Raw genomic sequence first — 12,937 nt, 5'->3', positions numbered from 1 at the left:
TACCAGCCGAAGGAATCCCTTGGAAAACGTAGCCAAGCCGTGGCCCGCGCTGTGGTCCCTCGTCATAGGCTTCTTCATGATCCTTATCGACACCACCATCGTGTCGGTCGCGAATCCGCGAATCATGGAAGGCCTCAAGACGGATATCAATGCCGTCATCTGGGTTACCAGCGCCTACCTCCTGGCATATGCGGTACCCCTCCTCATCACGGGCAGGCTGGGTGACCGTTTCGGGCCGAAGAATCTGTACTTGATCGGCCTGGTGGTCTTCACCCTGGCTTCGCTGTGGTGCGGACTCTCCAGTGATATCACCATGCTGATCGCCGCCCGCGCGGTCCAAGGGCTCGGCGCGGCCATGATGACGCCCCAGACCATGGCTGTCATCACGCGTATTTTTCCTCCGGACCGCCGGGGTGCCGCCATGGGGCTTTGGGGAGCGACAGCCGGCATGGCTGTCCTCGTGGGTCCCATTCTGGGCGGGGTCCTGGTGGACGGACTGGGTTGGGAGTGGATCTTCTTCGTCAACGTCCCGATTGGAATTGTCGCCTTCTTTATGGTCACCCGTTTCGTCCCGAAGCTGACGACACACAGCCATTCATTCGACGTCGCGGGCGTGGTGCTTTCCGCCGTCGGCATGTTTCTTTTGGTCTTCGGTCTCCAGGAAGGCCAAACCTATAAGTGGGGAACGGTCACCGGTGCCGTTACCGTGTGGGGCTTGATCATCGCAGGGCTCGTGGTCCTGGTTCTCTTTGTTCTCTGGCAGTGGCTGCTGGGCCGGCGCGGCGGGGAACCGCTGCTGCCGCTCGCTTTGTTCAAGGACCGCAATTTCTCGCTGGGCAACACCACCATCATGGTGGTCGGCTTCACAGTGACGGCGTTCCCGCTGCCCACCATCTTCTACTACCAGGTTGTGAGGGGCTTGACCCCCACCCAATCAGCGTTGCTCATGATTCCCATGGCGGTGATCTCCGGTGGCCTGGCACCCGTCGTGGGTAAGCTGATCGACCGTGCCAACCCGCGCTGGTTCGCATCCTTCGGCCTGGTTTGCCTGGCAGGAGCGCTCTTCTGGACAGCTTCACTTCTACGGCCGGATACTCCCATTTGGATGTTCCTGCTTCCCAGTGCCCTGCAGGGCGTTGCCAATGGCTTCATTTGGGGGCCGGTATCCAATGCGACAACACGGAACCTCGAGCCACGCCAAGCGGGCGCCGGATCGGGCGTGTTCAACACCACCCGCCAGATCGGCGCAGTCCTTGGATCGGCGGCCATTGCCGCGCTGATCCAGGCGCGGCTTGCGGCCGAGCTGCCCGCGGCGCCAGCAGGAGCTCCGGCGAACGAAGCGTCCATGAACGGCGCCCTTCCCGAGGCACTGCATGCAGGATTCTCGACGGCGATGAGCCAGTCGATCGTGCTGCCCGCCTGTGCGATCCTCGTCGGGGCAGTGGTGGCCGTGTTCTTTGCCAAACCGAAGTCCGTTGAAGGCTGGGGAGCTGCTGCTTCAAGTGGGGCTCCTCAGGAATCCGTCCGGAAGTAGCGTGGCAAACGGCGGGGGCCAGCCCACTTTTGGCTGGTCCTGACCCGGACGTAGGGGCAGGACCGGTGCCATCCCAGACCAAGGCTGGGCCGGTTCGGTCCTTGTCAGCCGAGCAGCACGCTCGCATGGAGTCCGCCAGTGGCGAATCCCAAGCTTCGCGCCATCGCGAGTGCGCTGCTGTTGCTGACATCGGCCTTCCACTGGAGCGTCAGACCAGCGGCCAGGGCTTCGTGGGCAGCAATCGATGCAGCGAGCGTTCCCAGGCCACGCCGACGCCAGGGCGGAGCTACCAGGACGCCCATGTTGGCCAGGATTCCCTCCCACTCGGAGTAGGCCCCGCACGCCACGGGGGTGGGCTGTTCTTCTTCGGGATGCATGATGGTGAAGCGGTGCTCAAGGGCTTGCAGGCCCACTTCGTTGACGTCATCCGGGGGGCACAGCCCTTCCAGCGCGATCGCCTCTGGATTGCCCCGTGAGACCGTGAGGTCTTCGGATGGTTGATTGAGTGGGAGGTCGTCGGCAAAGAACAAGGCGGAGGACCCCAGGCCGTGTCCACCGTGGGACCGGGTGAGGGTCAACAGCGTGACATGCTGGGCAAGCTCAGTGTCTGGAATTCCAGCGGCTGCGTCGAGGACCCACTGGGGTCCCACCAGCGCTGAGGCACCAAAAAGGCGGAGGAAAACGACTGCCTGCGCCGATTCGTCGGCGAGGGTGATGCGGTTTGAGGGGTCGCTTGGATCCACCTCCGAAGTGGTGACCCGGGCCGCGGCGGCGGCGAAAGCGTCGTCGTCGAACCCCAAATGCCGAGCCCACGCCAGCTGGATAATGGCAGCGGACGTGGGCTCAAGAGTCATGGATTCAGCCTAGCCGAACAACACACTCGCTTCGTCGTAGCGGTGCTGCGGAACGGTCTTGAGCTTGCCCAGTGCTTCTTCGAAACCAACGTGGGAGATGTCCGTCCCCTTCAGGGCGACCATGGTGCCCCAACGTCCCTCCACCACCGAATCGATAGCTGCCATGCCCAGGCGGGTTGCCAGAACGCGGTCATAGGCCGTTGGTACGCCGCCACGCTGGATGTGGCCAAGAATGGTGGCGCGGGTCTCTATGCCCGTGCGTGCTTCGATTTCCGGGGCGAGCTGGTCCGCGATTCCGCCCAGGCGGGGCCGGCCGAAAGTGTCCAGTCCGCGCTCGGAGTGGGGAGATTCCATGTGGTCCGGAACGAAGCCCTCAGCTACCACCACCAGGGGCGCGCGACCGCGGTCGTGGGCCTCCTGGACCCACTCGGTAATCTGCTCGATGCTGACCGTCTGTTCCGGGATAAGGATGGCGTGTGCACCAGCGGCCATTCCGGCGTGCAGCGCGATCCAGCCTACGTGGCGGCCCATGACCTCGGCGATCATGCAGCGGTGGTGGGACTCACCTGTGGTGCGGAGGCGGTCGATTGCTTCGGTGGCGATTTCAACCGCTGTATCGAAACCGAAGGTGTAGTCAGTCGCGTCGAGGTCATTGTCCACGGTCTTGGGAACACCAACGATTTTCAGTCCGGCGTCGGTGAGCCGTTTTGCCGCCGCCAGCGTGCCTTCTCCACCAATAGCGATGATGGCGTCAATGCCCAGGCGTTCCATGTGGGCCTTGATGACGTCCGGTCCACCACCGTTCTCGAAGGGGTTGGTGCGGGAGGTGCCCAGGATGGTGCCACCCTGCTTGGCGATACCGCGGACCAAGGTGCGGGGGATGTCGATGACATCACCTTCCACAACGCCGCGCCAGCCGTCCTTGAAACCCACGAACTCCTGGCCGTGGATTGCGATCCCCTTCAGGACCGCTCCCCGGATTACTGCGTTGAGTCCGGGGCAGTCGCCACCGCTGGTAAGAATGCCAATTTTCATGTTTGCTCACTCATGGCTTGGAGGAATACGTGTAGAGCGCCACGCTGAGCTCCCAACGATTGTAGACGTGGATGTGGGGTGGGACACAAATGGTTACTTTCGACCCCGGCCGTGCGGTATTGGAAATCTCCCTGAAAACAACGAAAGCGCCCCGCAGCGGCGGGGCGCTTTGTGTCGCTGGCGTCGAAGTCGTTGATCGTTGTGACCCTAACGGGAACGCTGGCTGATGAACGACTCCAGCACGATCCTGTTCTTCTGGTCCGGCAGGATGAGCCAAGCGAGGATATAGAACACTGCAGCCGGCCCGGGCAAGAGGCAGAAGAGCAGGAAAGCGACGCGAACGTATGCCACGTCCACCCTGAGCTTCGCAGCGATCCCACCGCAGACACCACCCAACCAGCGCTGGGGTCCACGCTTCAGGCCGAAGCCCCTGACGATGCTGAAGAACTTGTCCATGGCTACAGACTTCCTTGTTGTGGTTGCTTTGTCACGCTGGTTGCTTGTCACGTTGGTACCTGTCACGTTGGTACCTGTCACGATGGGGTGGCAGTTACCTTGCGGGGCTCTTGGTTTTACCAGCACTCTTGCGGGCGGCGAGGACTCCTCCGATGACCAAGGCTGCGCCTGCGCCGATCATGAGGCCGATCAGCACATACGTGCCGTCCAGCACCACCCAACCAAGGGTGGAGATTGCCAACAAAGCGGCCAGGGCAATCACAATCAATCCCCACACCACGGTGCCGATCCGCGCCTGCTGCGGTTCGTCGTCGTCGATGTTCGGTTCCACCCGATAGCTGGGCTCAAGCGGTGGCGTGAGCGGTATTGGCTGGAGCCGCGGTGCGGGTGCGGGCTCATTGGATTCCGCTGCTTCACGTGCGTTGCTTGACTCGTTCGTGCTCATGTCAGTTTCCTTCCTGGATGGTCACGTTGCTGAAAGTGCCATCGATCTCCACCACGAGGTTGGCTCCGGGCTTATCGGCGTTGTAGACCGAACGCTCGTCCTGGAGGCGGCCGCCGCGGTCCGAGCCGTGTTCGTTGAGGTTGCCGAAGGTCATATCGGCCCTGACCTCAACGGGTACGTCGTCCGGGATGATGACGGTGACGTTGCTGAACGTGGCGTCCACGGGGACCACGATTTCGGTGGTCAGCGGAGCCGTCAGGGCCAGGTCGTCCAGGTTCACTGTTCCCTTGCCGCCAGTGACGTCGACCCCCTGCCGGGCCTGCTCAATGCTCAGTGGTGCCCAGTCCACGTCATGGAAGGTGAAGCGATCGCCATTCCGTGGGACGACGTTGAAGATTCCACCGATGATCAAGGCCACCACCGCCAGGAAACCGAGGAAACCGGAGGTCCGTCCCCGCAACCCCGCAATGAGGATGCCCAAACCCAGGACCGCTGCGCCCGCGGCCCACACCACGGCGTTGGCTGAGTGGCCGAGCTCGATGATGTTGCCGGCGTCCAGCGCTTTCAAGGTACCCCCAACCAGCAGTGCCACACCCGCGGTGACGGCAACTATCGCTGGCCCGGGACCCCTGCGCCGGGCGCGGGGCGGCTTGGGTTCACCGTTGTGCGGCTGGCCGCCAAAAGGCTGTCCGCCCTGGGGCGGAGTGGGGCCGAAGGGCGGCCGGGGGCCTGATGGCTCGTAGGGGCCAGCCCCATAACCCTGCGGTTTGGTGCCTGGCTGGCCTTGGCCGTAGACCGGAACACCGCTGTTGGTGCCGGCAGCTGTGTTCATGCCGGTATCAGTGTTTGTCCCGGTTGCCGTTGGCGTTCCGTATGCCGTGGGCGCTCCGTAGGCAGTAGCCATTCCGTAAGAAGTGCTTGCAAAGTCCTGTTGGTTCATGGGCTGGCCCACCTTCGATCCCTTGTTGCGCTGCACCAGGTAGTAGATGAGGTAGATGACGCCGCCCACCCAGAACAGCGTCCACAACAGGCCGGGAAGGCCGTTCCAGCCCCAGCCCCAGAACCCGCGGCCCAGGCCAGGCAGGCCGATGATCGTGGTGATTAACGCTCCTGTCATGCCACCTGACCAGCGCCCGGCGGCTGCTTCCTGAACGTGGATGCGGCCGTCCGGTTCAGGCAGCAAGGCCCACGCCAGGCCGTAAAGGAGGACGCCAATGCCGGCAAAGAGGGCCAGGACGATGAATATTCCCCGGACAATCAGGGGGTCGATGCCGAACCGGTGCGCCACTCCGCTGGAGACGCCACCGATCCAGCGGTCCGGCCCACGGCGGACGCCCTGGCTGCGGATCCAGTCGAAGAAGTTCTGCTGGGGTGCAGTGCGCGGTTGGGGTTCGGTGCGGGGCTGTGGTGCAGTGCGGGGTGCACCGGGACCGGTTTCGGATGAAGGATAGGCGTGGGGGGACGGTTCCCCCGGGGCGCCGGCGGATGTGCCGGCGTTGGCGCCAGGATCGGGTGTGCCGGCGTCGCCAGGATCGGGTGTGCCGGCGTTGCCAGGCGTTCCGGATTCCTCTGGGTTCATGCTGTTCGCGTTCATACCTCGATCCTCCCGTCCCGGGTACCCTGCCCTCTACTGGGGGATACCCTGAATGATCCCTGAGGGACCCCCGAATCGGGCCGGTTTCAGGTCCGGGCAACCCCGATCCGTGCTTGGATTGGTACATGACAACCGCTGTACAACGCCCGCCGCTGGTCCGCAGCAGCGACCGCATGATCGCCGGCGTCTGCAGCGGACTGGCCGACCATTTGGGCTGGCCCGTGAAGTATGTCCGGCTGGGCATGATCCTTGCCTGCTTCGCCGGGGGAGCGGGGCTGGCCTTCTACGCCTGGCTGTGGACCATGGTTCCCACCGCTGATGAGGCCGCGCGCCGCAATGCCCGCCGCCCGGCGTCGCCTATTGCTCCCGCAGTCAGCCTTCCGCCTGCCACTGAGTCCATACCAAAAGCGCCCGACGCCGGACCCGCACCGCCGGTGGCCGGCTCTCCAGCGGTGGGTGGAAACCTGCCGGGACCCGACGCCGCGGGTGCCTTTGGTCCACAGTTTGCCAGCCCACTGCTCGGTAGCCCACCGCTTGGTAGCCCACCGCTTAGTAGCGCATCGCTTGGTGAACAACTGTCTGGTGGGGCAACCAGCGGCAGCACGGCGGCTCCTGCCGGCGGCTCGGCCGAATCCGGAAGCCCCGCATCACCGGTCTCCCGGTTCAACTTTCGAAGAATCCAGTATGGCAAGGAGATCCTGCTCGGAGCCGGCCTGCTTCTGGTCGCAGTGATCCTGATTGCCCGCCAGTTCGGCGTCGATGTGCCCTTGGGAACACTGATTCCGGCAGCTGCCATCCTGGGCGGCGCTGCGATCGCATGGATGCAACTCGACGAGACCCGCAGGGCCGGTTTGGTGGACAAAACCAAGGCCGACCAGGCTGGCGGGTGGGTCCGCTTGGCCGCCGGCCTTGCATTGGTAGTTGCCGGTGTCCTGGTCATGGTGTCCGGATCGGGATCCTGGGAGCAGACCTGGCTTGCGCTCCTGGCATCCGTTGCTGTGCTGGGCGGGGTTGCACTGGTCCTGCTGCCCTGGGGACTGAAGTTTTGGAAGGACCTCGAGACTGAACGGGCGGGGCGTGTACGGGAAACCGAGCGCGCGGAGATCGCGGCCCACCTCCACGATTCGGTGTTGCAGACCCTTGCCCTGATCCAGCGCAGGGCAAGCTCCGAGCAGGACGTTGTCCGGCTCGCGAGGGCCCAGGAACGTGAACTGCGGTCCTGGCTGTTCACTGATGCCGCCAAGAATGCCGGACTGCTGGCCGAGCGGATCAAAGCCGTAGCCGCCGAAGTGGAGGACGCCCACGGCCAAGCCGTGGAGGTGGTTACCGTAGGCGACGCCGATATGACTGACAGGCACGAAGCCCTGGTCCAGGCAGCCAGGGAAGCCATGCTCAATGCTGCCCGCCACGGCGGGGGAACGGTATCCGTCTACATGGAGAGCACAGCCGGAAACACCGAGGTCTTCATCAAGGACCGCGGTCCGGGATTTGACCTTGAGTCCGTCCCCGATGACAGGCTGGGAGTCAAGGAATCAATCATCGGCCGCATGAAGCGTCACGGAGGCACGGCCACGATCAACAGCAGCAGGGACGGAACCGAAGTCCGGCTGGCCCTCCCCTCGATAAACGCCGATGGTGGCGATACGCGCACTGGAGACGTGCGCACTGGAGACGTGCGCTCCGGAGATGTGCGCTCCGGAGATGTGCACAGCGGCGAAGTACGGAATGGAGAACCACGGTAATGAACAACACCTCCCAAAGCGGTGAGCCGCGCAGTGTACGGGTGGTGATCGTCGATGACCACACGATCTTCCGTTCCGGGCTGAAGGCGGATCTCGATCACCGCATGGACGTCGTGGGCGAGGCAGGCACGGTTGAGGAGGCCATTGCAGTCATTGCGGAAACCCGGCCTGAAGTCGTCCTGCTGGACGTGCACCTTCCCGGTGGCCTTGGCGGCGGAGGGCGCGAGGTCATCGCAGGGTCCGCCGCGCTCCTGGGCACCACCAGCTTCCTGGCACTGAGTGTTTCAGACGCAGCCGAGGACGTCGTGGCAGTGATCAGGGCCGGTGCCCGCGGCTATGTCACCAAGACGATTTCCGGTGCCGGTATTTCCGATGCCGTGATCCGCGTGGCGGACGGCGACGCCGTCTTCTCGCCGCGCCTCGCTGGCTTCGTCCTGGACGCCTTCGGTACGGCACCAGCAGACATCGCGGACGACGAATTGGATCGTCTCTCGGCGCGTGAGCTGGAAGTCATGCGGCTCATCGCGCGCGGATACAGCTACAAGGAAGTGGCCAAGGAGCTGTTCATTTCCATCAAGACCGTGGAGACGCACGTGTCCGCCGTGCTCCGGAAACTGCAGCTCTCCAGCCGCCACGAACTCACCAAGTGGGCCGCCGAGCGCCGCCTCCTCTGATCCTCTCCCACATCCGTCGCCCTTTTGACCGATCCTCTCTCAGATCCGTCGCCCTTTTGACGGATGCTCTCTCAGATCCGTTGCCCTTTTGACGGATGCTCTCTCAGATCCCGCCGCTTAAACGGAAATGCTCCCGCACCAACAAACATTGGTGCGGGAGCATTCAACCGGCAACGTCGAAGCGCTACCGGGCCATAAGCTATTTCGCCTTGCCCAGGAATTCCTGGATCCGGCGGACGCCCTCGGCGAGATCGTCGTCGCCAAGTGCGTAGGACAGGCGAACATAGCCGGACGGGCCGAATGCCTCGCCGGGAACGATGGCTACTTCAACCTCGTCGAGGATCAACGTGGCGAGTTCCGCGGATGTCGTAGGGCGGACCGGACCGTTGGAGGTTTCGAATTCCTTACCCAGCAGACCGCGGACGTCCGCGTACACGTAGAAGGCGCCGGTCGGCGTCGGGCATTCCACGCCGTCAATCGCGTTCAGGCCGGCCACGATCGCCTTGCGGCGGCGATCGAACGCGACCTTCATTTCGTCGACGGCGGTCAACGGACCCGTGAGGGCAGCGGCGGCCGCGACCTGCATGATGTTCGAAACGTTGGATGTCGCGTGCGACTGCAGGTTGGTTGCAGCCTTGATGACGTCGGCCGGGCCGATCATCCAGCCCACGCGCCATCCGGTCATGGCGTAGGTCTTGGCCACACCGTTGAGGATGACGACTTTGTCGCCAAGCTCCGGTGCTGCGGTGGCGATGGAGGTGAACTTCACGCCGTCATAGGTCAGGTGCTCGTAGATTTCGTCGGTGACAACCCACAGGCCCCTGGAAGCCGCCCACTTGCCGATCTCCGCAACCTGCTCCGGGCTGTATACAGCGCCGGTCGGGTTGGACGGGGACACGAACAGCAGGATCTTGGTTTTGTCCGTGACAGCGGCTTCAAGCTGCTCGATGGTCACGAGGTAGCCCTGCTCGGGTCCGGCGAATACCTCCACCGGAACGCCCCCCGCGAGACGGATGGCCTCCGGATAAGTGGTCCAGAAGGGCGTGGGGATGATGACTTCGTCGCCCGGGTCAACCAAGGTGGCGAAGGTGTTGTAGACAGCCTGCTTGCCGCCGTTGGTCACCAGGACCTGCGACGGGTCCACTTTGTAGCCGGAGTCCCGGAGGGTTTTATCGGCGATGGCCTTCTTCAGCTCGGGAAGCCCGGCAGCGGGGGAGTAGCGGTGGAACTTCGGCTGGGCAGCAGCCTCGATTGCTGCCTTGACGATGTAATCCGGGGTGGGGAAATCGGGTTCGCCGGCACCGAAACCGATCACGGGGCGCCCCGCGGCCTTCAGGGCCTTGGCCTTGGCGTCAACGGCAAGGGTGGCGGACTCGGCAATAGCGGAGATTCGTTGTGAAATGCGGGCGGCAGGTGTTCCGGCAGACATCTATGTACCGTTCTTCGCAGGCAGCTCGTGGGCTGGATGATGGGATTCGACGTAAACTACCTTATGCTGTTCTGCGGAGCTCCCGGGCGCCCGCTGGACAATGTGACTGATAATGCTGCTCACATTGATTCATAAGCGGCCGGAAGGCCCGGAATTAGTCCGGTTCGACTATCGCGAATTTCTTGCGTAGACTGGTTCACCGGTGTTGAAAAGCACCACAGGCTGAAGTGCGGCCTGAAACATGGATTCGATCCATAGGGTAGTGGCGCAATTGGTAGCGCAGCGGTCTCCAAAACCGCAGGTTGCAGGTTCGAGTCCTGTCTGCCCTGCGCAAGCTGTTCCGGCGGAAACGCCGGGGCAAGCGCAGCAACCATGGCTCTGATCAGAGCCGGGTCAACGACTTTGCAAGGTGAGTGAGGACCAGGTGACCGAAACGGCTGCTAGCAGCTCAAAGGGCCGTCCTGCCAAGAAAGCCGATGCCGGCTTCTTTGCCCGAATTGCACTCTTCATCCGCCAGGTTATCGGCGAACTGAAGAAGGTCGTTGCCCCGACCCGCAAGGAACTGATCAATTACACGGTCGTGGTGCTGGTGTTCGTAGCCATCATGATGCTCATCGTCACCCTGCTGGACCTTGCGTTCGGCACGGGAGTGAGCTGGGTCTTCGGTGGGTCAGGCGCTACGGACCGCTAAGCGGATCTGTCCGCAAACCGCGCGAAATTCCTTGGTAAGTCAGGAATTTTGTGGGGTTTGCGGAATTGAGCCATTTAAATAGGCATGTTAGGCAATGAGGAAGCAGGAGACCAAGTGTCTGAGCAGGAGCTTGAGGTAAACGAGGCTGAGCTGGATGGGCCCGCTGAAAGCACGGACGACGCCGCGGCTGAGGCTGCGGAAGAGTCGGAGGCTGACTCTGCTGCGCCCGAATCTGCCGACGTCGATGATTCCGAAGAGGATTTCGAGTCTGACGTAGACGCTGAGTCTGATGACGAGTCCGACTCTGACGACGAGTCCGACGTCGACGCTGCGGATGTCTCGCTGGAAGCCGCTGCTGCTGCAGCGCCCGCGGATCCGGCTGAGGAATTCAAGGCCAAGCTTCGCCGCCAGGAGGGTGACTGGTACGTCATCCACTCCTACGCCGGTTACGAAAACCGCGTGAAGGCCAACCTCGAGACCCGCATCCAGACGCTGGACATGGAAGATTACATCTTCGAAATCCAGGTCCCGATGGAAGAAGTCGTCGAGATCAAGAACGCGCAGCGCAAGGTAATCAACCGCGTCCGCATCCCCGGTTACGTCCTGGTCCGCATGGACCTGACCGACGCTTCCTGGGGCGCCGTTCGCCACACCCCCGGCGTCACTGGCTTCGTTGGCAACGCCCACAACCCGGTCCCGCTGCGCCTTGACGAGGTCTTCTCCATGCTCGCCCCGGTCTTCGAAGAAGAGCAGGCCGAGAAGGGCAAGCCGGTCAACAAGCAGAACCAGGCTCCCGTGGCTGTCGACTTCGAGGTCGGCGAGTCCGTCATCGTCAAGGAAGGCCCGTTCGAGACCCTTCCGGCAACGATCTCCGAGATCAAGCCCGAGTCCCAGACCCTCGTGGTCCTGGTCTCGATCTTCGAGCGCGAAACCCCGGTTACGCTCGCATTCAACCAGGTCACCAAGATCTAGCTGATTCCAAGATTTCGCTCCCGTTCCGCCTGCTTTGCGGTTCGGAAGCGGCCGGCCGCCTTGCCATGGCGGCCACAAACCTGGGACGCGCTCCTGTGTCCCAGGAAGCTATTGAGAGAAGGACCCTACATTGGCTCCCAAGAAGAAGGTCACCGGCCTCATCAAGCTGCAGATCCAGGCAGGTGCCGCTAACCCGGCTCCGCCGATCGGTCCTGCGCTTGGCCAGCACGGTGTCAACATCATGGAATTCTGCAAGGCGTACAACGCTGCAACGGAATCCCAGCGCGGAAACGTTATCCCGGTTGAAATCACGGTCTACGAAGACCGTTCCTTCACCTTCATCACCAAGACCCCGCCGGCTGCAGAGCTCATCAAGAAGGCTGCAGGCGTTGCCAAGGGTTCGGCTACCCCGCACACCGTCAAGGTTGCCAAGCTGACCCAGGCCCAGGTCGAAGAGATTGCTTCCACCAAGATGGAAGACCTGAACGCCAACGACATCGCGGCTGCTGCCAAGATCATCGCTGGTACCGCCCGTTCCATGGGTATCACCGTCGAATAGTCGAGGAATGCACGGACGGTGCGGGCTGAGGAACGAAGCACTCGCCGGAAGTGAGTCCCGGAGACTTTCGACAAATAGACGCAGCAGAGGGCTGATTTCAGCCTTCACCCGCCGGGCAACCGGCATCTGAAACATTAAAATGTCGCAGGATCCTTGCCGGATCCACGACTTGTGGCAGGGCCCAGCGCGGTCCGCAGACCACAACTGCACAAGGAGAAATAAGCAGCATGGCAAAGCGCAGCAAAGCATATGAGGCAGCCGTAGCCAAGATCGAGGCAGACAAGGTCTACGCCCCGTTCGAGGCAATCACCCTCGCGAAGGACACCAACCCTTCCAAGTTCGACGCAACCGTTGAGGTCGCTTTCCGTCTGGGCGTTGACCCGCGTAAGGCCGACCAGATGGTCCGTGGCACCGTCAACCTGCCGCACGGCACCGGTAAGACCGCCCGCGTCCTCGTTTTCGCAACCGGCGACAAGGCTGAGGCAGCAATCGCTGCCGGCGCCGACTTCGTTGGTTCCGATGACCTGATCGAAAAGATCGCAGCCGGCTGGACCGACTTCGACGCCGCCGTGGCAACCCCTGACCTCATGGGTAAGGTTGGCCGCCTCGGTAAGGTCCTGGGCCCGCGTAACCTCATGCCGAACCCGAAGACCGGTACGGTTACCCCGGATGTCACCAAGGCTGTCAACGACATCAAGGGCGGCAAGATCGACTTCCGCGTCGACAAGCACTCGAACCTGCACTTCATCATCGGCAAGGTGTCCTTCGACGCCCAGAAGCTGGCTGAGAACTACGCAGCTGCACTGGAAGAGGTGCTTCGTTTGAAGCCGTCCGCTTCCAAGGGCCGCTACATCCAGAAGGCTACGGTTGCAACCACGTTCGGTCCGGGCATCACCGTTGACCCGAACGTCACCAAGGTTCTCACCGAGGCATAAGCTTCGCGAGTTCAAAC

13 protein-coding genes and 1 tRNA gene are annotated in these 12,937 nt (G+C 62.8%); 8 read left to right on the top strand and 6 right to left on the bottom strand.

Annotation, left to right across the window (positions count from 1 at the left end):
* The first annotated feature begins 19 nt into the window (after nucleotides 1-19).
* The gene (locus LDN82_RS16165; protein WP_224165010.1) at nucleotides 20-1,534 is read left to right on the top strand and encodes a DHA2 family efflux MFS transporter permease subunit; all 1,515 of its coding nucleotides are present in this window, start codon (nucleotides 20-22) and stop codon (nucleotides 1,532-1,534) included.
* Between the two features lie 104 nt (nucleotides 1,535-1,638).
* Here the strand turns inward: LDN82_RS16165 and LDN82_RS16160 are convergent, their stop codons facing one another.
* From LDN82_RS16160 to LDN82_RS16140, 5 genes are all read right to left on the bottom strand, one after another.
* The gene (locus LDN82_RS16160; RefSeq protein WP_224165009.1) at nucleotides 1,639-2,388 is read right to left on the bottom strand and encodes a GNAT family N-acetyltransferase; all 750 of its coding nucleotides are present in this window, start codon (nucleotides 2,386-2,388) and stop codon (nucleotides 1,639-1,641) included.
* A 9-nt stretch (nucleotides 2,389-2,397) separates the two neighbouring features.
* On the bottom strand, nucleotides 2,398-3,423 hold the full coding sequence (locus tag LDN82_RS16155) for an ATP-dependent 6-phosphofructokinase (RefSeq protein ID WP_223934019.1): 1,026 nt from the start codon (nucleotides 3,421-3,423) through the stop codon (nucleotides 2,398-2,400).
* Between the two features lie 207 nt (nucleotides 3,424-3,630).
* Nucleotides 3,631-3,879: a PspC domain-containing protein gene (locus LDN82_RS16150; protein ID WP_224088338.1), complete on the bottom strand. Its 249-nt coding sequence runs from the start codon at nucleotides 3,877-3,879 to the stop codon at nucleotides 3,631-3,633.
* 94 nt (nucleotides 3,880-3,973) lie between these two features.
* The gene (locus LDN82_RS16145) at nucleotides 3,974-4,324 is read right to left on the bottom strand and encodes a hypothetical protein (RefSeq protein WP_224165008.1); all 351 of its coding nucleotides are present in this window, start codon (nucleotides 4,322-4,324) and stop codon (nucleotides 3,974-3,976) included.
* A 1-nt stretch (nucleotide 4,325) separates the two neighbouring features.
* Nucleotides 4,326-5,918, bottom strand: coding sequence for a PspC domain-containing protein (locus LDN82_RS16140; RefSeq protein WP_224165007.1), 1,593 nt, complete (start codon nucleotides 5,916-5,918; stop codon nucleotides 4,326-4,328).
* Nucleotides 5,919-6,043: 125 nt separating this feature from the next.
* Here LDN82_RS16140 and LDN82_RS16135 point away from each other — a divergent pair, with 125 nt between their 5' ends.
* Nucleotides 6,044-7,660: an ATP-binding protein gene (locus LDN82_RS16135; protein WP_224165006.1), complete on the top strand. Its 1,617-nt coding sequence runs from the start codon at nucleotides 6,044-6,046 to the stop codon at nucleotides 7,658-7,660.
* A complete protein-coding gene (locus tag LDN82_RS16130; RefSeq protein ID WP_224088332.1) occupies nucleotides 7,660-8,334 on the top strand; it encodes a response regulator transcription factor in 675 nt (224 codons plus the stop codon). The genes LDN82_RS16135 and LDN82_RS16130 overlap by 1 nt, the downstream gene beginning before the upstream one ends.
* A 199-nt stretch (nucleotides 8,335-8,533) precedes the next feature.
* On the opposite strand, the gene LDN82_RS16125 is transcribed toward LDN82_RS16130, so the two are convergent.
* Nucleotides 8,534-9,763: a pyridoxal phosphate-dependent aminotransferase gene (locus LDN82_RS16125; protein WP_224165005.1), complete on the bottom strand. Its 1,230-nt coding sequence runs from the start codon at nucleotides 9,761-9,763 to the stop codon at nucleotides 8,534-8,536.
* A gap of 256 nt (nucleotides 9,764-10,019) precedes the next feature.
* Between LDN82_RS16125 and LDN82_RS16120 the strand changes: the two genes are divergently transcribed.
* The 5 genes from LDN82_RS16120 to rplA all read left to right on the top strand — a co-directional run bounded on the left by LDN82_RS16120 (nucleotide 10,020) and on the right by rplA (nucleotide 12,920).
* Nucleotides 10,020-10,092: transfer RNA gene (locus LDN82_RS16120), tRNA-Trp, on the top strand.
* 80 nt (nucleotides 10,093-10,172) lie between these two features.
* Entirely contained in the window at nucleotides 10,173-10,454 is a 282-nt protein-coding gene (gene secE / locus LDN82_RS16115) for a preprotein translocase subunit SecE (RefSeq protein WP_216925074.1), read from the top strand.
* Between the two features lie 114 nt (nucleotides 10,455-10,568).
* Nucleotides 10,569-11,426, top strand: a complete 858-nt coding sequence (gene nusG / locus LDN82_RS16110; protein ID WP_224165004.1) for a transcription termination/antitermination protein NusG — start codon at nucleotides 10,569-10,571, stop codon at nucleotides 11,424-11,426.
* A gap of 130 nt (nucleotides 11,427-11,556) precedes the next feature.
* Entirely contained in the window at nucleotides 11,557-11,985 is a 429-nt protein-coding gene (gene rplK, locus LDN82_RS16105) for a 50S ribosomal protein L11 (RefSeq protein ID WP_021474784.1), read from the top strand.
* A gap of 227 nt (nucleotides 11,986-12,212) precedes the next feature.
* Nucleotides 12,213-12,920: a 50S ribosomal protein L1 gene (rplA, locus tag LDN82_RS16100; protein WP_216925076.1), complete on the top strand. Its 708-nt coding sequence runs from the start codon at nucleotides 12,213-12,215 to the stop codon at nucleotides 12,918-12,920.
* Nucleotides 12,921-12,937: the final 17 nt, after the last annotated feature.

The organism is Arthrobacter sp. StoSoilA2 (assembly GCF_019977195.1).
Classification (GTDB): domain Bacteria; phylum Actinomycetota; class Actinomycetes; order Actinomycetales; family Micrococcaceae; genus Arthrobacter.
The sequence above is the reverse complement of the archived record's forward strand: the minus strand, read 5'-3'. Positions and strand labels throughout refer to the sequence as shown.